This is a genomic window from Streptomyces sp. NPDC056222 (assembly GCF_042264065.1).
GTDB lineage: Bacteria > Actinomycetota > Actinomycetes > Streptomycetales > Streptomycetaceae > Streptomyces.
Map to the genome: position 1 here is coordinate 39,565 of NZ_JBHJTL010000051.1, position 19,046 is coordinate 58,610.

The 19,046-nt window shown below is 68.0% G+C and carries 14 protein-coding genes and 1 pseudogene; 7 read left to right on the forward strand and 8 right to left on the reverse strand.

Going from position 1 to position 19,046, the window contains the following annotated elements; all coding sequences use genetic code 11:
• Positions 1–109: 109 nt before the first annotated feature.
• Together murJ and ACFC0D_RS23285 are read right to left on the reverse strand one after the other, a co-directional pair.
• Positions 110–2,317, reverse strand: coding sequence for a murein biosynthesis integral membrane protein MurJ (gene murJ, locus ACFC0D_RS23280; protein ID WP_376439069.1), 2,208 nt, complete (start codon positions 2,315–2,317; stop codon positions 110–112).
• 45 nt (positions 2,318–2,362) lie between these two features.
• Positions 2,363–4,645, reverse strand: a complete 2,283-nt coding sequence (locus tag ACFC0D_RS23285) for a DUF6049 family protein (RefSeq protein ID WP_376439072.1) — start codon at positions 4,643–4,645, stop codon at positions 2,363–2,365.
• A 181-nt stretch (positions 4,646–4,826) separates the two neighbouring features.
• On the opposite strand from ACFC0D_RS23285, the gene ACFC0D_RS23290 reads away from it, so the two are divergent.
• Entirely contained in the window at positions 4,827–6,269 is a 1,443-nt protein-coding gene (locus tag ACFC0D_RS23290) for a CCA tRNA nucleotidyltransferase (RefSeq protein WP_376439075.1), read from the forward strand.
• Positions 6,270–6,361: 92 nt separating this feature from the next.
• Here the strand turns inward: ACFC0D_RS23290 and ACFC0D_RS23295 are convergent.
• The 3 genes and pseudogenes from ACFC0D_RS23295 to ACFC0D_RS23305 all read right to left on the reverse strand — a co-directional run.
• Positions 6,362–7,603 (reverse strand): annotated as a pseudogene (locus tag ACFC0D_RS23295) (MFS transporter); the annotation flags it as partial.
• A 77-nt stretch (positions 7,604–7,680) separates the two neighbouring features.
• Complete coding sequence (locus ACFC0D_RS23300; protein WP_376439078.1) at positions 7,681–8,763, reverse strand: inositol-3-phosphate synthase; 1,083 nt, start codon at positions 8,761–8,763, stop codon at positions 7,681–7,683.
• A gap of 49 nt (positions 8,764–8,812) precedes the next feature.
• Positions 8,813–9,502, reverse strand: coding sequence for a helix-turn-helix transcriptional regulator (locus tag ACFC0D_RS23305; protein ID WP_376439081.1), 690 nt, complete (start codon positions 9,500–9,502; stop codon positions 8,813–8,815).
• Between the two features lie 368 nt (positions 9,503–9,870).
• Between ACFC0D_RS23305 and ACFC0D_RS23310 the strand changes: the two genes are divergently transcribed.
• Positions 9,871–12,567, forward strand: a complete 2,697-nt coding sequence (locus ACFC0D_RS23310; RefSeq protein ID WP_376439084.1) for a transglycosylase domain-containing protein — start codon at positions 9,871–9,873, stop codon at positions 12,565–12,567.
• Positions 12,568–12,689: 122 nt separating this feature from the next.
• Entirely contained in the window at positions 12,690–14,183 is a 1,494-nt protein-coding gene (locus ACFC0D_RS23315) for a glycosyltransferase family 87 protein (RefSeq protein ID WP_376439086.1), read from the forward strand.
• A 47-nt stretch (positions 14,184–14,230) separates the two neighbouring features.
• On the opposite strand, the gene ACFC0D_RS23320 is transcribed toward ACFC0D_RS23315, so the two are convergent.
• From ACFC0D_RS23320 to ACFC0D_RS23330, 3 genes are all read right to left on the reverse strand, one after another.
• Positions 14,231–15,262, reverse strand: coding sequence for an alanine racemase (locus tag ACFC0D_RS23320; protein ID WP_376439089.1), 1,032 nt, complete (start codon positions 15,260–15,262; stop codon positions 14,231–14,233).
• Between the two features lie 85 nt (positions 15,263–15,347).
• Positions 15,348–16,466, reverse strand: coding sequence for a peptidoglycan bridge formation glycyltransferase FemA/FemB family protein (locus tag ACFC0D_RS23325; protein WP_361435418.1), 1,119 nt, complete (start codon positions 16,464–16,466; stop codon positions 15,348–15,350).
• A gap of 128 nt (positions 16,467–16,594) precedes the next feature.
• Entirely contained in the window at positions 16,595–16,894 is a 300-nt protein-coding gene (locus tag ACFC0D_RS23330; RefSeq protein ID WP_376439093.1) for a hypothetical protein, read from the reverse strand.
• A gap of 285 nt (positions 16,895–17,179) precedes the next feature.
• On the opposite strand from ACFC0D_RS23330, the gene rpsF reads away from it, so the two are divergent.
• From rpsF to rplI, 4 genes are all read left to right on the forward strand, one after another.
• The gene (gene rpsF, locus ACFC0D_RS23335) at positions 17,180–17,470 is read left to right on the forward strand and encodes a 30S ribosomal protein S6 (protein WP_004950685.1); all 291 of its coding nucleotides are present in this window, start codon (positions 17,180–17,182) and stop codon (positions 17,468–17,470) included.
• A gap of 74 nt (positions 17,471–17,544) precedes the next feature.
• Positions 17,545–18,132 carry a single-stranded DNA-binding protein gene (locus ACFC0D_RS23340; protein ID WP_376439095.1) on the forward strand — a complete coding sequence of 196 codons (588 nt, stop codon included), beginning with the start codon at positions 17,545–17,547 and terminating at the stop codon, positions 18,130–18,132.
• A 58-nt stretch (positions 18,133–18,190) separates the two neighbouring features.
• The gene (gene rpsR, locus ACFC0D_RS23345) at positions 18,191–18,427 is read left to right on the forward strand and encodes a 30S ribosomal protein S18 (protein ID WP_005315025.1); all 237 of its coding nucleotides are present in this window, start codon (positions 18,191–18,193) and stop codon (positions 18,425–18,427) included.
• A gap of 18 nt (positions 18,428–18,445) precedes the next feature.
• Positions 18,446–18,892 carry a 50S ribosomal protein L9 gene (rplI, locus tag ACFC0D_RS23350; protein WP_356887286.1) on the forward strand — a complete coding sequence of 149 codons (447 nt, stop codon included), beginning with the start codon at positions 18,446–18,448 and terminating at the stop codon, positions 18,890–18,892.
• Positions 18,893–19,046: the final 154 nt, after the last annotated feature.

Genomic DNA, 19,046 nt, shown 5'->3' on the forward strand with positions numbered 1-19,046 from the left:
TGCCTCCCCATCCGTTGCGCCACATCCAACAGCCAAGCCAATTGTGCCCACAGTCGGCCGCTCTGCACGACACGCGGCGGCCGACGATGGTTGTGCGGGACCGGATTACCTATCGTCCCAGGCGTCCACGGACCATACCGACCATGGAGTTCAGCTCCTCGATTCGCATCCGCTTAGCCGCCACGAAGAAGACCCCGAGCAGCACCGCACCGCCGATGAGCAGGGCCACCAGCGAGCCGAGAGCGCCGTCACCGACCACCTTCAGCAGACCGAAGCCCACCGCTCCGGCCACGATCGCGGCGGGCAGCGAGGCGAGGCAGAGACGGGCGTAGGTCCGCATCACGTGGGCGCCGTCCAGGTCGCCGCCCAGTCGGTTGCGCAGACGGCGCCAGGCGACGCCGACGCCGACCGCGTAGGCCAGACCGTACGCGGCGGCCATACCGACGACGGCCCACCGGGCGGGCAGCACGAAGTAACAGGCCGCCGAGGCGGCCGCGTTGACGGCGGCGACGATGACCGTGTTGTAGAAGGGCGTCCGGGTGTCCTCGTAGGCGTAGAAGCCGCGCAGGACGACGTACTGGACCGAGTACGGGATGAGCCCGAGCCCGAAGGCCATCAGGATGAAGCCCATGCCCTGGGCCGCCTCGATGCCGCTGGAGGCGTAGAGCAGGGTGCTCATCGGGACGCCGAGGGCGAGGAAGGCGAAGGCGACCGGGACGATCGCGACGGCGGAGTTCCGCAGACCCTGCGAGATGTCGTCGCGGACGGCGCCGGGGTCGTTGTCGTGGGCCGCGCGGGAGATGCGGGGCAGCAGCGCAGCCATGACCGAGACGGTGATGATGGCCTGCGGCATACCCCAGATCAACTGGGCGTTGGAGTACGCGAGGAAGCCGGCGCCGTCCCTGCCGGACTCCTCGCCCGCCGCGGTGGCGAGCTGGGTCACGACCAGGACACCGGCCTGGTTGGCCAGCACGAACAGCACGGTCCACTTGGCCAGTTTGACCGTCTTGCCGAGGCCGTGGCCCTTCCAGTCGAAGCGGGGCCGGAACCGGAAGCCCGTCTCGCGGAGGTAGGGAATCATTGCCAGTGCCTGGACGACCAGGCCGAGCAGGGTGCCGATGCCGAGCAGACGGATGCCGTCGTCCGGGATGGTCTGGACGCCCATCTGGGACTCGCCGGAGGTGCCGTAGACCCAGATGAACAGACCGAACGTGACGATCATGACGATGTTGTTGAGGACCGGGGTCCACATCATCGCGCCGAACTTGCCACGGGCGTTGAGGATCTGACCCATCACCACATGCACACCCATGAAGAAGATCGTGGGCAGGCAGTAGCGGGCGAAGGTGACGGCCACGCTGTTGGCGGCCACGTCGTCGGCGATGGTGTTCGACATCAGCCGGATCAGCAGTGGCGCCGCGAATACGGCGACGACCACGATCGCGCCGAGCGCCACCATGACCAGCGTCAGCAGCCGGTTGGCGTAGGCCTCGCCGCCGTCCTCGTCGTTCTTCATCGAGCGGACCAACTGCGGCACGAACACCGAGTTGAGACCGCCACCGACCGTCAGGATGTAGATCATCGTCGGCAGCGTGTACGCGATGGTGAAGGTGTCACCGAGCAGGGCGGCGCCCAGAGCGCCGGTGATGACCAGGCTGCGGACGAAGCCGGTCAGGCGGGAGACCAGCGTGCCGGCCGCCATCACCGCGCTCGACTTCAGCAGCCCGGAGGCGCGGCCGGACTTCTTCGGGGCGGGGGCGGGCATCGGGTTCGGCTCCGGAGCGGGCGAGGGCACCTGACCGGGGGTCTGCTGGTCCCGGTAGAGGTGCGCGAAGGCGTCCGGCTCGGGCTTCTCGTCACCGGCCCGGGTCACCAGGTCGTCGACTCCGGTGAACTGGACCGTGCGGGGGTCGTCGCCGTACGGCAGATGGCGCGAGGGACCGTCCGGCTCGGGCGCCGGGGTCTGTGCCCAGACCCGAGGGTCCGGGGCATGCTGCGGAGCCGCCGGCTGCTGGTAGAGCGGCTGAGGCTCCTGGTACGTGCCAGGCGGCGGCGGAGGGTGGGCGGCGCGGTCGTAGAGCGCCTCGGCCACCGGGTCCTGTGCGGACAGATCCTGCGCCAGGTAGGGATCGTGGGTGTACGCGTCCTCGACGTAGGGGTCCTGGGCGTACTGGTTCTGGGCGTAGGGGTCCGGAGCGGGCTGCTGCGGCGACGGAGCCGGCGTCTGGCCGGGTCCCGGGGGCGCCGCGGGCGTGCCACCGGACGGCTCGGTGCCGCCCGCGCCCTGGCCGCGGTCACCGTCGTACGGCGCGTTCATGGTTACCCCACCTCATCGTCCCCGGCCGACCGGCCACGACATCGCTCAACGGTCCACCTTCTCACCCGGGCCCGACGGGTCGCCGCTTTCGGGACCGGTGTCCGGTGTCGGGTCACTCGGCTGCTCGGGATCGTTGTCCTCCGCGGCCTCCGCTTCGGCGTTCCTGGCCGCCGCGCGCTTTCGCTGGGTGTACATCCGCGCGCCGGCGAGGACCAGGAGCAGGACACCGCCGGCGATGACGAGCATCACGGTCGGAGTGATCTCGGAGACCTTCACCGTGAAGTTCATCGGCTGTCCGTACGGCGTGCCGTCCGCGGTGAACAGCTGCGCCGTCATCGGCACCGGGCCGTTGGCGTTGGCCGAGGCGGTGAACTTCACCGACTGGCTGTGCCCACCGTCGATCTTGACGGGCAGTTCGTGGACGTCACTGCCGTTGAGATTCAGACGGGTCTTGTTGCTGGAGGTCAGCCGCAGCACCAGATTGTCCACACCCTGCAGCAGCTTGTTCTGGACCGTCACCGGGATGGTGGCGCTGCGGCCGGAGAGCGTGAGGTCCGACTTGCTGATCAGCTGGACCCCCTTGGAGAGGGTCTGCAGGTAGTCCTGCACCGTGATCCGATAGAGCGACGCCGCAGGAGCCTGTCCGCGCCAGGACGTGGACATCTCGCGGCTGATCGCGTTGCCGAACGGTGTCACCACACGGTCCGGCTGGGTCAGGATGACCTTGAAGTCGTCGAGCGCCCCGCGGGTGTCCTGCATCTCGCGGAAGGCCTGCACCGGCAGTTCCTGCTTCCGCAGAGCCTGCGGGTAGCGGGAGGCGCTGGGCACCTTGGTGTTCGCGTCCGGGTCCGGCTTCACCGCGGAGGCGGCGATCAGGTCCTGCGACTGGGTCCAGCGCTGGGCCGACAGGCCGCGCAGCGCGCTCGCCATGCTCTGCGCCTGGGCCGTGGTCGGCATCCGCTGGGGAGCGACCACGATGCTGCGCTGCAGTTCGGGCTGTTCCAGGGTCACCGCGAGCGACTGGGCCAGGAACTCCTGGACGGCGAGCGTGGAGTTCCCGGCGGGGAGCATGTCGCCCTCGAACGCCGTCGACAGATAGGCGTCGCTGACGACGGCCGTGGTGCCGCCGCCGACGGGCCGCGCCGCCGTCGGGGTGTACGGGAGGTCGTCCCGGAAGCTGTCCGATCGGGCGATGACCTTGCGGGCACCGGCCGAGGTCGCGACATCCATGATCGAGGGGTCGACGGCTCCGTCGACGGGCCAGGAGAAGTCGGTGGACGGCTGCACATGGAGGATCGTCTCCACGGTCGTCCCGGCCAGCTCCGTCGCGGGCTGGAGATGGCTCACGGAGCCGGGGACGTCCTTGCCCCGGTGTGCGAGGGAGGCGATGTCCGGGTCGGCGAACGGCAGCGCGACGACCTCGCGCCCCGCCACGGCCTTCTCCAGCGCGTCGAGCCACCGCTCAGCGACCGCCTGGTTCTTGCCGGGCACGGTCTCTGTGCCCGACTTGACCTGGTAGTTCTTCGTCATGGCATCGACCGTGGCCAGCAGGTCCGGGTCGATCACCCAGGTGACGGGGAGCTCCTTGCCCAGCGTCACCATGTGGTCCAGGCGCCCGCCCGGAGCGAGCTCGGCGGCCAGCTCGTCGTTCTCGAAGACCGGCGTCTGCTGGTCGTCCGTACCGGTCTCCGCCGATACATGGGCCGAGGAGATCAGCGGCCAGAGGTAGGTGAGCTGTGTCTTCTTCTCCGTCGCCTCGGGCTGGTAGGGCAGGAAGGTCCGCTCGATCCCGAGCACCCGCTCCCCCAGCTGGGCGGGCGTCTGCCCGGTGAGGGAGACGCCCAGCTGGTAGACGCCCCCGTCCTTGAGCCCGAGCTTGGCGACCGGCACGGAGAGCGTGAACTCCTGGCTGAGTCCGGCTGCCAGTCGGGGGATCTCGACCTTGTAGCTGCCGCCCAGGGGCGCGGGATCGCTGGCGGGGTGGAAGCCGGTACGGCCCGAGACGGCGTCGATCTCGCTCCGGCTCGTCATTCGGGGGCCGACCCTGACGTCCACCGTGGCATCGGTGACCGTCTGCTTGCTCTGGTTGGTGACCCGCCCGGAGACGGTGAGCGTGTCGCTCTCGACCGGTGCGCTCGGGGAGAGCGTGTCGAGAGACACATCGACGGTCCGGGAGCCGCTGGCCGTCTCGACAGCTGCTGCCGGCGTGGCCGCGCCGTACAGGAGGCCCGCCAGTAGCGGCGCGCCTGCGAGGAGTGACGCTGTGCGCCGCAGCCAACGACGGGCAGTTGAGGGAACGGTCCCCTGGATGTCTGCCGCCTCGGCCACGCGTTCGCCCGTCCTCGTCGTATCAGTGGTGTCGGTTGTTCGCCGTTGCTGTGTCCACGCATGGTAACGAGGCACGCTGTGGCCAAGTGCCGGGGACTGCTCCAGCTGATGCGCGGAGAGGGTCGGCCGTGAGGAAAAACGGGGACGCTGCCGCGGGTCGGGGCACGTACCCTTTTCTGTTGTGCCGAACGCCAACGAAGACACCCCGACTGCACTGAGCCAGGTGCAACGCCGCGCGGTCAGTGAACTACTGCGCGTATCCCCTGTCGCCGACGACCTCGCCGTCCGTTTCCAGGAGGCAGGGTTCAGCCTCGCGCTGGTCGGCGGCTCGGTACGGGACGCGTTGCTCGGCCGGCTCGGCAATGATCTCGATTTCACCACCGACGCCCGCCCCGAGGACGTCCTGAAGATCGTCCGCCCGTGGGCGGACGCGGTCTGGGAGGTCGGGATCGCCTTCGGCACGGTCGGGTGCCAGAAGAGCGGCTACCAGATCGAGGTGACGACGTACCGCTCCGAGGCGTACGACCGGACCTCGCGCAAGCCCGAGGTGTCCTACGGCGACTCCATCGAGGAGGACCTCGTCCGGCGCGACTTCACGGTCAACGCCATGGCCGTGGCCCTCCCGGAGAAGGAGTTCATCGACCCGCACGGTGGGCTCGACGACCTCGCCGCACAGATGCTGCGGACGCCCGGAACGCCCGAGGAGTCCTTCTCCGACGACCCGCTGCGGATGATGCGTGCGGCACGCTTCGGCGCCCAGCTCGACTTCGAGGTGGCCCCCGAGGTCGTCACGGCGATGACCGACATGGCCGGCCGGCTCGAGATCGTCTCCGCCGAGCGGGTCCGTGACGAGTTCAACAAGCTGCTGCTCTCCACGTACCCCCGGAAGGGCCTCGGTCTGCTGGTCGACACCGGCCTCGCCGAACACGTCCTGCCCGAGCTCCCGGCCCTGCGGCTCGAGAGCGACGAGCACCACCGGCACAAGGATGTCTACGAGCACTCCCTGACCGTCCTCGACCAGGCGATCGACCTGGAGGAGGACGGGCCCGATCTCGTGCTGCGGCTGGCCGCTCTGCTGCACGACATCGGCAAGCCGCGTACCCGTCGCTTCGAGAAGGACGGGCGGGTCTCGTTCCACCACCACGAGGTGGTCGGCGCGAAGATGACCAAGAAGCGGATGACGGCGCTGAAGTACTCCAACGAGATGATCAAGGACGTCTCGCGCCTCGTGGAGCTCCATCTCCGCTTCCATGGCTATGGAACCGGCGAGTGGACCGACTCCGCGGTCCGTCGCTATGTGCGCGATGCCGGCCCGCTGCTCTCGCGGCTGCACAAGCTGACCCGGTCGGATTGCACGACGCGGAACAAGCGCAAGGCCGGAGCGCTCTCGCGCGCCTATGACGGTCTGGAGGAGCGGATCGCGCAGCTCCAGGAGCAGGAGGAGCTGGACTCGATCCGTCCCGACCTGGATGGCAACCAGATCCAGGAGATCCTGGGCATCCGGCCCGGCCCGGCCGTCGGGCAGGCGTACAAGTTCCTGTTGGAGCTGCGCCTGGAGAACGGGCCGATGGAGCACGAGGCGGCGGTCGCAGCGCTCAAGGAGTGGTGGGCGACCCAGAGCTGAGCCGGATCCGTCGATGTTTCACGTGAAACATCGACGGAGCGGGGATCCAGAGGGGGGATTTTTGAAGTGTAAAATAACCCCACGATAACTCCGCGCCGCAGCAACGCGGCCCTGTCCCCCGAGACCACGGCCACCAGCACGACGAGCGGGGCGGACCGGCCGTCCGGCGGGAGCATCAGCGCCGCGACGGCGGCTGCACCGACGAAGGCGACGTTGAAGAGGACGTCGTAGAGCGAGAAGACTCGCCCGCGGTAGGCGTCGTCCACCGACGTCTGCACCACCGTGTCCGTTGCGATCTTGGCTCCCTGCGTGGTGAGCCCGAGGACGAACGCCGCGATCAGCAGAGGAGTCTGAGCGAAGGGCAGCCCCAGCGCGGGCACCAGGACGGCGGCAGAACCCGCACACAGGGCCATCCACCCGAAGGCGCCGAACTGCCCCATCGCCCAGGGCGAGATGACGGCGGCCGCGAAGAAGCCGGCGCCCGAGATGCCGACGGCCAGTCCCAGCAGCGCCAGCCCCTCGGACTCCGTGGTGCTCCAGGCGTAGCGGCAGAGCATCAGCACGGCCACCGTCAGCCCGCCGTAGCAGAAGCGCATCAATGTCATCGCCGCCAGGGCACGTGCAGCGGGACGCCGCTCGGCCAGATGGCGCAGCCCGTCCATGAGGCCGCGGGCCGTCGATGCCAGCGCGGCGCCGAGCCTGGGCTGGACCATGTCCGGGTCGGGGCCGAGGAGCTCGCGGGGCATCCGCAGCGAGGCGAGGGCGGCGCAGAGATAGAGGAGAGCGCCCAGGGCCACGACCGCGGCGTCGGAGTCCTCGGAGATCAGGCGTACGCCGAAAGCCAGACCGCCTCCCACCGTCGCCGCTACGGTGCCGGCGGTCGGCGAGAGGGAGTTGGCCACGACCAGCCGGTCGGCGTCGACGACCCGGGGCAGTGCGGCGGAGAGACCTGCGAGGACGAAGCGGTTGACGGCGGTCACCGAGAGGGCCGAGGCGTAGAAGAGCCAATCGGGCACGGAGGCCAGCATCAGTACGGCCGTTCCGCAGGCGAGGAGCGTCCGCAGCAGATTCCCGTAGAGGAAGACCTGGCGTCGCTGCCAGCGGTCCAGGAGGACTCCGGCGAAGGGGCCGACGAGGGAGTACGGGAGCAGGAGCACGGCCATGGCCGAGGCGATGGCGGCAGGAGAGGCCTGCTTCTCGGGGGAGAAGACGACGTACGTGGCCAGCGCCACCTGGTAGACGCCGTCGGCGCACTGCGAGAGCAGGCGGACGGCCAGGAGACGGCGGAAGTTCGTCAGGCGCAGGAGTACGCGCAGATCACGTACGACGGACATGGCAGCAAGACTCACATACGAAGAGGGCCCCCGGGCGAAAGACCGGGGACCCTCGATCGATGAACTCGATCGGCGTCTTAGCGCTCGACCTCGCCCTTGATGAACTTCTCGACGTTGGCGAAGGCCTCGTCGTCGAAGTACTGCACCGGCGGGGACTTCATGAAGTACGAGGACGCGGAGAGGATCGGGCCACCGATGCCCCGGTCCTTGGCGATCTTCGCGGCACGCAGGGCGTCGATGATGACACCGGCCGAGTTCGGGGAGTCCCACACCTCGAGCTTGTACTCCAGGTTCAGCGGAACGTCACCGAAGGCGCGACCCTCCAGGCGGACGTACGCCCACTTGCGGTCGTCCAGCCAGGCCACGTAGTCCGACGGACCGATGTGGACGTTCTTCTCGCCCAGCTCGCGGTCGGGGATCTGCGAGGTGACGGCCTGCGTCTTCGAGATCTTCTTGGACTCGAGGCGGTCGCGCTCGAGCATGTTCTTGAAGTCCATGTTGCCGCCGACGTTGAGCTGCATGGTGCGCTCAAGACGGACACCGCGGTCCTCGAACAGCTTCGCCATCACACGGTGCGTGATGGTGGCACCGACCTGGGACTTGATGTCGTCACCGACGATCGGGACACCGGCCTCGGTGAACTTGTCCGCCCACTCCTTGGTGCCGGCGATGAAGACCGGAAGAGCGTTGACGAACGCGACCTTGGCGTCGATGGCGCACTGCGCGTAGAACTTCGCGGCGGCCTCGGAGCCCACGGGCAGGTAGCAGACGAGCACGTCGACCTGCTTGTCCTTGAGGACCTGGACGACGTCCACGGGGGCCTCGGCGGACTCCTCGATGGTCATGCGGTAGTACTTGCCGAGGCCGTCGAGGGTGTGGCCGCGCTGGACCGTGACGCCCGTGTTCGGGACGTCGCAGATCTTGATGGTGTTGTTCTCGCTGGCGCCGATGGCGTCGGAGAGGTCGAGACCGACCTTCTTGGCGTCGACGTCGAACGCGGCGACGAACTCGACGTCACCGACGTGGTAGTCGCCGAACTGGACGTGCATCAGGCCGGGCACCTTGGTCGCCGGGTCGGCGTCCTTGTAGTACTCGACGCCCTGCACCAGTGAGGCGGCGCAGTTGCCCACGCCGACGATGGCTACGCGAACCGAACCCATTTCCGGTTGCTCCCTGTGTGATCGTGGAAGCCCTGCGGGACGCAGGGTTTCACTTGGCGGTGTCGTCGGACGGATCCGGCCGGGTACTGCCCCCGTGCCGGGGCAGGCCGCCCGTTTCTCCAGAATCGTTGTCGTGCCGAGCGGCGCCCTCGGGGGCGTCGGGGCCGGATCGCTGATCCCGCCCCGCCCGCTCGCTCTCGATGAGCTCGTTCAGCCAGCGCACTTCGCGCTCCACGGACTCCATACCGTGGCGCTGCAGCTCAAGCGTGTAGTCGTCGAGGCGCTCGCGTGTACGGGCGAGAGAGGCGCGCATCTTCTCCAGACGCTCCTCCAGCCGACTGCGGCGTCCTTCCAGCACTCGCATCCGCACCTCGCGCTCGGTCTGACCGAAGAAGGCGAAGCGGGCGGCGAAGTGTTCGTCCTCCCAGGTGTCCGGGCCGGTGTGGGAAAGGAGCTCTTCGAAGTGCTCCTTACCTTCGCCCGTCAACCGGTAGACGATCTTGGCGCGGCGCCCTGCGAGTGAAGCGGCGAGAGCGTCCTCGGGGGCGCTTCCCGGCTCCTCGATCAACCAGCCGTTGGCGACCAGCGTCTTGAGGCAGGGATAGAGGGTCCCGTAGCTGAAGGCACGGAAGATGCCCAGCGAGGTGTTGAGCCGCTTGCGCAGCTCGTACCCGTGCATGGGCGCTTCTCGGAGCAGGCCGAGGACGGCGAACTCGAGGATTCCCGAGCGTCTGCTCATCCGCCTCCTCCTCCGCCTTCAGGGCTCTTATGCCGCACTGATGTATCGACTCGATACATCATGACGATAGAACGGCCACTCTCCTGCGACAAGTGGGGCCACAGTGACCGGCATCACATCGTCAATTCACAGCAATTGAGTTGCCTGATTTGGGGTGAACTTCGCCGCTAGGCAGGTTTTGACCGTGCGTAGTCTGTGCGGCATGCAGAGCACCGGGAACCGAGCGACGCCGCCGGGCGTCAGTGATGCGGGTGACCGGCTGCGGTACGGAGGAGTCTTCGATGAGGCTCGGCCGTCCGCATTTCGGGGGGACCGGAACTCAACTGCCGCTTCCAGGCGTACACGCCTGCCCGAGGAGTAGTCGTTCGATGAGCGAGCACCGTCGCAAAATGCCGCAGTCGCAGCCGCCGAGTGGCGGCCGCGCGGCGGCCCGACGCGCTGCCCAGCAGCCCACGGGCCGCAGGTCAGCCCAGTCGCGGGACGTGAGTACGGGGTCCCCTTCGTCAGGGTACGAAGAGGAGCGAACCTACGGAGGGCGGGCCGAGGCCCGTCGCGCGGCACAGCGCGGCGGTAGCCGTCGGCGTTCCCCCGACGGAGGCGGTGCCGGCGGTGCTGGCGGCGGCCGGCGCGGTGGTGGCGGCGGAGGCCAGGGCGGTCCGGGCCGCGGCCGTGGCGGGGACCGTCCGCCGGGCAAGAAGCGGATCATCGACTACCCGCGGTACGGCAAGTACGGCTGGCGCCGCTGGATGCCCTCGTGGAAGCTCGTCACCGGCCTCTGTCTGGTGTTCTTCGGCGGCATGATGGGTGCGGCGACGATCGCGTACTCCCAGGTGGTGATCCCCGAGCCGGCCGACGCAGCCACGGCGCAGAACAACGTCTACTACTGGGCCGACGGCTCGCAGATGGCCGCGACCGGTGGTGAGGTCAACCGCCAGATCATCGGGATCGAGAAGATCCCGAAGCACATGCAGGACGCGGTGATCTCGGCCGAGAACAAGACGTTCAAGTCCGACTCGGGCATCGACCCGATGGGTATCGGTCGTGCCGTCTGGAACATGGCCAAGGGCGGTCAGACCCAGGGTGGCTCGACGATCACCCAGCAGTTCGTGAAGAACAACATGCTCAACGACCAGTCGCAGACTCTGACCCGTAAGATCCAGGAGCTCTTCATCTCCATAAAGGTCGGCGCCGAGATGGAGAAGCCCGACATCATGGCGGGCTATCTGAACACGGCGTACTACGGCCGCGGGGCTTACGGCATTCAGGCCGCGGCCCGGACGTACTTCAACAAGGACGCCGAGAAGCTCAACGTCAGCGAGTCCGCCTTCCTCGCCTCCCTGCTCAAGGGCGCGACCTACTACGACCCTGCGGGCTCCACCGACATCGACACGAAGGCGACGGCCCAGGCGAACACGGCCCGTGCCACCGAGCGGTGGAACTGGATCCTCGGCGAGATGGTCAACGACGGTAGCCTCGAAGCCGCGGATCGGGCGAAGTACCCGAACTTCCCCAAGGTGCAGCCGCCGAAGAAGAGCGCCCAGCTGACCGGCCAGATCGGCTATCTGGTGAGCACGGCCAAAGCCAACTTCATCAACAACCACCCGGGGATGGACGCGAAGAAGCTCGCCGAGGGCGGTTACGAGATCCACACGACCTTCGACAAGAAGAAGGTCAAGGCTCTCGAGGACTCCATCAAGAAGATCTACGACGGGCACATCGACCCGAAGAAGCGACCGGAGACGGACACCCACGTCCAGTTCGGCGGTGCCTCGGTCGACCCCAAGGACGGTGCGATCGTCGCCATCTACGGCGGCACCGACGCCACCAAGCACTTCACCAACAACGCGGACGAGACCGGCGCCAAGGTCGGATCGACGTTCAAGCCCTTCGTTCTCGCGGCGGCCATGACCGACGGTGTGCGCGACCCCAAGGACCCCTCCGTCCGGACCGTCGTCGACCCCGACAAGACCTTCTACAGCGGCGTGGACGACTACAAGGTCAAGAACTACGACGGCTCGGTCTGGCAGGACGAGAACGGCAAGCCGTGGCTCCAGAACAACGATGAGAACTCGAGCGTCAAGAAGGCCGATCTCCGGCTGGCGATGATCAAGTCCCTCAACTCGCCCTTTGTGCAGCTCGGCATGGACGTCGGCATCGACAACGTCCGTCAGGCAGCCAAGAAGGCGGGTCTCCTGGAGACCTCGCTGGTGAAGGGCGAGGTGCCTTCGTTCTCTCTCGGTATCTCCTCTCCGAGCGCGATCCGGATGGCCGGTTCCTACGCGACCTTCGCGAACAACGGTGAGCAGAACGACCCGTACTCCGTCACCGAGGTGAAGGAGAAGGGCCAGGTCATCTACAAGCACGAGGCCAAGCCGGAGCGTGCCTTCTCCACCGCCGTGGCCAGCAACATCACTGATGTCCTCACGGACGTCGTCGAGAAGGGCACCGGCAAGAAGGCCAAGCTGGACGACCGGAAGGCCGCCGGCAAGACCGGTACGACCGACGGCAACGAGTCGGCATGGTTCGTGGGCTACACCCCGCAGCTGTCGACGGCGATCGACATGTACCGCTTCGACGACGACGAGACCAAGCAGGGCCGCAAGTTCGAGGAGATGTACGGCACGGGTGACCAGCCGAAGATCCACGGTTCCTCGTTCCCGTCCCAGATCTGGCACAACTACATGACCGCCGCGCACAAGGGCGTGGAGGTCAAGTCCTTCCCGGAGCCGGAGGACCTGGACGTGGACCCGGTCTTCGGTGGCGGTCTGACCAGCCCCACGCCGACGCCTTCGCCGACGCCTTCCGAGACGCCCTCCTCCACCCCGTCGCAGACCCCTTCGACGAGGCCCAGCAACTCGCCGAAGCCCGGCAAGACCTGTGATGTCTGGGACTGGCCGTGCGACGACAACGGCGGGCAGGACGGTGGCGCCACCTCGGGCAATGACAGCGGCGGGGCCTCCGACGGCGGTGCGACCTCGACGCCGACGTCACCCACGCCGACAGCCACCGACGACAACGGTGGAGGCAGGCCGAACGGTGGAACCTGGGGGCTGAGCGGCGGCTGATCCGCCTGCCGGGCCCGCCCGGCACGGTCCTGAGGGCCGCCGTACCCGACACGTACCCCAGGTGCGTGGCCGGGCACGGCGGCCCTCACCGTTTCCCAGGGACGTACGGCAGGATGTCCCCCATGCCGAGCCTCCACAAGACGAGTCCGTCTCAGGACCGCCCGCAGGACCCGCCGGTGGTGTGCCCCACCCAGCGCGACGAGGTCGCGGCGGCGGGCAGTGAACTGATCGGCGGCCCGATCGGCCGCCGGGCGCTGCTCGGTACCGGTGCCCTCACCCCTGTGCGAGTGATCGCACTGGTGGCCATCGGGATGTTTGCCCTCGGGATGGTGCAGAAGATCCCGTGTTACGACTGGGCATGGTTCCGGGGCACCACGTCCCAGTACACCCACGCCTGCTACTCCGACATCCCGCACCTCTTCGCGGGGCGCGGGTTCGCCGACGGCATGGTGCCGTACTTCGACCGGCTGAACAGCGACATAGAGTTCCTGGAGTACCCGGTCCTGACCGGTCTGTTCATGCAGGTCGCAGCCTGGCTCACGCCGGGCGGCAGCGACTTGATGCACCGTGAGCAGGTCTTCTGGATGGTCAACGCGGCCATGCTCATGGTCTGCGCCGCCGTCATGGCCGTCTGTGTCGCCCGAACCCACCGTCGTCGGCCCTGGGACGCTCTGCTCGTCGCCCTGGCCCCCGCGTTCGCGCTCACCGCAACCGTCAACTGGGATCTGCTGGCCGTCGCGCTGACCTGCGCCGCGATCCTGATGTGGTCACGAGGCCGTCCGCTCGCGTTCGGCATCCTGATCGGCCTCGCGACCGCCGCCAAGTTCTATCCGGTCCTGCTCCTCGGCCCTCTGCTGCTGCTGTGCTGGCGGGCCTGCCGGTGGCGGGAGTACGGGGCGGCGCTGCTCGGTGCGGCGGGGGCCTGGCTCGTGGTGAACCTGCCGATCATGCTGCTCGCGCCCGAGGGGTGGAAGCAGTTCTACACCTTCAGCACCGACCGGAACGTCGACTTCGGGTCGTTCTGGCTGCTGATCAGCCAGCGCAGTGGTGAGCCGATCGCGCCGAGTACGGCGAACACGTTCGCGATCCTTCTGATGCTCCTCGCCTGCGCGGGCCTCGGTGTCCTGACGCTCACGGCACCCCGCCGGCCCCGCTTCGTCCAGCTCGCGTTCCTGGTCGTTGCCGCGTTCGTGCTGACGAACAAGGTGTACTCGCCGCAGTACGTCCTGTGGCTCATTCCGCTGGCCGCACTGGCCCGGCCGCGCTGGCGCGACTTCCTGATCTGGCAGGCCTGCGAGGTCATGTACTTCCTCGGGATCTGGATGTACCTGGCCTTCACCATGAGCGGCAACAAGCAGGGCCTGCCGACGGACGGCTACCACTTCGCCGTCGTCCTGCACATCCTCGGCACGCTCTACCTGTGCGCCGTGATCGTGCGGGACATCCTGGCGCCCGAGCGGGACGTGGTGCGGCAGGACGGCTCGGACGACCCCTCAGGGGGTGTCCTGGACGGCGCGGAGGACGTCTTCGTACGGGGCAGGGCCGCCCACCCGGCGCGGCACGCGGCCATGGCCGTGGACGGCCCACGGGTGGAGTGGGGAGTTCCGCGGGAGTAGCGCGGGCTCCAGCGGCCTCCAGGGGGCGCCTGGGGGCTGCTGGAGGCTCAGCGCTCGACGAGGCGGTCGAACTGCGTGGTGGTGTGCCGCAGGTGGGCCACCAGCTCGTCGCCGACCTTCGGCTCCTGGGCGTCGGCCGGGACGAACAGGATCGACACCTGCATGTGCGGCGGCTCGGCGAACCAGCGCTGCTTGCCGGCCCAGACGAACGGCGAAAGGTTCCGGTTGACGGTCGCGAGGCCGGCACGGGCCACGCCCTTGGCGCGCGGCATGACACCGTGCATCGCCTTGGGGGCCTCCAGGCCCACTCCGTGCGAGGTTCCGCCTGCGACGACCACCAGCCAGCCGTCGGAGGCGGCCTTCTGCTGGCGGTAGCCGAAGCGGTCGCCCTTGGAGACGCGGGTGACGTCCAGGACGGCGCCCCGATACTCGGTCGCCTCGTGGTCGCCCAGCCAGAGCCGGGTGCCGATCCGGGCGCGGAACCGGGTCTGCGGGAACTGCTGCTGGAGCCTGGCCTGCTCCTCGGCCCGCAGATGGCTCACGAACATGGTGTGCAGCGGCAGCCTGGCGGCCCGCAGGCGGTCCATCCAGGCGATGACCTCCTCGACCGCGTCGGTGCCGTCGGTGCGGTCCAGGGGCAGGTGGAGCGCGAAGCCCTCGAGCCGTACGTCCTCGATGGCGGCGTGCAGCCGGCCGAGGTCCTCCTCGAGGATGCCGTGGCGCTTCATCGAGCTCATGCACTCGATGACGACCCGCGCGCCCACGAGGGCGTGCACGCCGTCCACGGACGACACGGAGCGGATCACCCGGTCCGGCAGCGGCACCGGCTCCTCGCCCCGTCGGAACGGGGTGAGGACGAGCAGGTCGCCGCCGAACCAGTCCTTGATCTTGGCGGCCTCGTACGTGGTGCCGACGGCCAGCATGTCCGAGCCGAAGCGGGCCGCCTCGTCGGCCAGCCGCTCATGGCCGAATCCGTAGCCGTTGCCCTTGCAGACCGGGATCAGTCCGGGGAACTGGTCGATCACGGACTTCTGGTGCGCCCGCCAGCGAGCGGTGTCGACGTAGAGGGAGAGCGCCATGGCCGGCCCGGAACCTTTCTGATGGCTGCGGTGTATCAAAGGTATGTACGAGACCTACGAGATTACGTACGAGACTACGCAACCGTCAGCGGCGCGACATGTAGATGTCGAGCGCCTTGTGCAGGAGCTTGTTGAGCGGGAAGTCCCATTCGCCGACGTACTCCACCGCTTCGCCGCCCGTGCCGACCTTGAACTGGATCAGGCCGAAGAGGTGGTCGGTCTCGTCGAGCGAGTCCGAGATGCCCCGCAGGTCGTAGACGGTCGCGCCCATCGCGTAGGCGTCGCGCAGCATCCGCCACTGCATCGCGTTCGAGGGCCGGACCTCGCGGCCGATGTTGTCCGAGGCTCCGTACGAGTACCAGACGTGCCCGCCGACCACGAGCATGGTGGCCGCGGACAGGTTCACCCCGTTGTGGCGGGCGAAGTACAGCCGCATGCGATTGGGGTCCTCGTTGTTGAGGACGGTCCACATGCGCTGGAAGTACGAGAGCGGGCGCGGGCGGAAGTGGTCGCGGACGGCTGTGATCTCGTACAGCCGCTGCCACTCGGCGAGGTCCTCGTAGCCGCCCTGGACGACCTCGACGCCGGCCTTGTCGGCCTTCTTGATGTTGCGGCGCCACAGCTGGTTGAAGCCCTTGAGGACATCGTCGAGGGAGCGGTTCGCGAGGGGGACCTGGAAGACGTAGCGGGGCTGGACGTCGCCGAAGCCGGCGCCGCCGTCCTCGCCCTGCTGCCAGCCCATCTTCCGCAGCCGGTCGGCGACTTCGAAGGCACGCGGCTCGATGTGCGAGGCCTCGACGTCCTTCAGGCGCTTCACGTCCGGGTCCTGGATACCGGACTTGATGGCGGCGGAGTCCCAACGCCGGATGACGACCGGCGGGCCCATCTTCACGGAGAAGGCGCCCTGCTGCTTGAGATGCGCGAGCATCGGCTGCAGCCAGTCGTCGAGGTTGGGGGCGTACCAGTTGATGACCGGGCCCTCGGGCAGATAGGCCAGGTAGCGCTTGATCTTCGGCAGCTGGCGGTAGAGGACGAGGCCCGCGCCGACGAGTTCACCGGACTTGTCGAACCAACCCAGGTTCTCCGAGCGCCACTCGGTCTTCACATCAGCCCACGCCGGGACCTGGCAGTGGCTCGCCGCGGGCTGGCTCTGGATGAATGCCAGATGCTGCTCACGGCTGATGGTCCTCAGGGTCAGGCTCATGCGGGGCGCTCCTCGGCAGGTGTGTCCCCATCGGTCAGGGGCTCCGGCTCTCGCGCCGAAGCCTACTGTGACCGGGGAGCGCCCCGATTGTGCGTGTGTCCCTTGGCCGGTGGAGGGCCCGAGATGGCTCAGGCGAGGCCTCCGTAGAACATGCCGAGATAGAAGCCGACGGCCGAGGCGCCGAGCCCGACGATCAAGGCGAAGCGTTCCCTCGTGGTCACCGAGATGAACTGCCCGAACGCGCCCGTCCCGATGCCGATCAGTCCTGCCCAGGAAGCCAGGACGTGGAGGTCGTGGAACTGGGCGGTGATGAAGGAGAGGACTCCGAGGAAGAGAGTCACCCCGACCAGCGTGTCCTGGAGCGGGTGGGGCTTGCCGTCGGTGGCGAGAAGGGAATGTCCGGGGTCGGGTCGCATGGCCTGTGCCATGGGGCACCTCCTGGCGTGGCTTCCGGGAAGGCGGCGCATCCTAGCGCCGCCGACATCCGCTGTGTACAGATTGCGTCCCCTCACCACCGGATTTCAACCGGAAGCCGGTGTGCAGGTAGTCTGTACGGTCTGCACCGGTGTCTGCCCAGGTCCATCCAGGGCCCCGACGGCCTCCTCGCTCGCCGAGGGGGATTGTCAGTGGCGGCCGATACCGTTGCTTACGCATCACGACCCTCCTGCCACGGAACGACCGTGGCCGCTGAGTCCAAAGGAGGTGGGTTCCACATGCGTCACTACGAGGTGATGGTCATCCTCGACCCCGATCTCGAGGAGCGCGCTGTCTCCCCGCTGATCGAGAACTTCCTTTCTGTCGTCCGTGAGGGCAACGGAAAGGTCGAGAAGGTCGACACCTGGGGCCGTCGTCGTCTCGCCTACGAGATCAAGAAGAAGCCCGAGGGCATCTACTCGGTCATCGACCTGCAGGCCGAGCCTGCGGTCGTCAAGGAGCTCGACCGCCAGATGAACCTGAACGAGTCGGTCCTCCGGACCAAGGTCCTCCGTCCCGAGACCCACTGAGCACCTAGCTCAGAGGTCATCGGGTTCGAGTAGCAGTAAGCAGCCAGAAGCAATCCCGCCGAGAGGTTCACCCAATGGCAGGCGAGACCGTCATCACGGTCGTCGGCAATCTTGTCGACGACCCCGAGCTGCGCTTCACCCCGTCCGGTGCGGCGGTCGCGAAGTTCCGTATCGCGTCCACCCCCCGCACCTTCGACCGTCAGACCAATGAGTGGAAGGACGGCGAGAGCCTGTTCCTGACCTGCTCGGTCTGGCGTCAGGCGGCGGAGAACGTCGCCGAGTCGCTCCAGCGAGGCATGCGCGTTGTCGTGCAGGGCCGGCTGAAGCAGCGGTCCTATGAGGACCGCGAGGGCGTCAAGCGCACGGTCTACGAGCTGGACGTCGAGGAAGTCGGCCCCAGCCTCAAGAACGCCACGGCCAAGGTCACCAAGACCACGGGTCGCGGTGGCCAGGGTGGCTATGGCGGCGGTGGCGGCCAGCAGCAGGGCGGCGGCAGCTGGGGCGGAAGCTCCGGTGGTGGCCAGCAGGGTGGTGGCGGTGCTCCCGCCGACGACCCGTGGGCGACCAGCGCGCCGGCCGGTGGCGGCCAGCAGCAGGGCGGCGGAGGCGGCTGGGGTGGAAACTCCAGCGGCGGCGGCTACTCGGACGAGCCTCCCTTCTAGGGCACTCCCCTGGAAGACAGCTCGTACCCCAACTTCTTGATCACACAGGAGAAACACCATGGCGAAGCCGCCTGTGCGCAAGCCTAAGAAGAAGGTCTGCGCGTTCTGCAAGGACAAGACCGCGTACGTGGACTACAAGGACACGAACATGCTGCGGAAGTTCATTTCCGACCGCGGCAAGATCCGTGCCCGCCGCGTCACCGGCAACTGCACGCAGCACCAGCGTGACGTCGCCACGGCCGTGAAGAACAGCCGTGAGATGGCGCTGCTGCCCTACACGTCCACCGCGCGATAAGGGAAGGGTGACCAACTAATGAAGATCATCCTGACCCACGAGGTCTCTGGCCTCGGTGCCGCCGGCGATGTCGTCGACGTCAAGGACGGTTACGCTCGCAACTACCTGGTCCCGCGTGGTTTCGCGATCCGCTGGACCAAGGGTGGCGAGAAGGACGTGGCGCAGATCCGCCGCGCCCGCAAGATCCACGAGATCGCGACCATCGAGCAGGCCAACGAGGTCAAGGCCCAGCTCGAGGGCGTGAAGGTGCGTCTGGCCGTTCGCTCCGGCGACGCCGGCCGCCTCTTCGGCTCCGTGACCCCGGCCGACATCGCCACGGCGATCAAGTCCGCGGGTGGCCCCGACGTCGACAAGCGTCGCGTCGAGCTCGGTTCGCCGATCAAGACCCTGGGCTCGCACCAGGTGTCCGTGCGTCTGCACCCCGAGGTTGCCGCGAAGCTCGGCGTCGAGGTTGTCGCCGCGTAACGCTGCTCTCAGCAGTACGGAAGGGCCGCACCCCTCGGGGTGGGGGCCGTACCCCCGTTAAACGGAAAAAAATCACCCGGGGGGGGCGGTTTCCAAAAACCCCCCGGGGCGGGGGGGGGGCCCCGGCCTCAGCAAAAGGGAGGTGAGCAAGAGG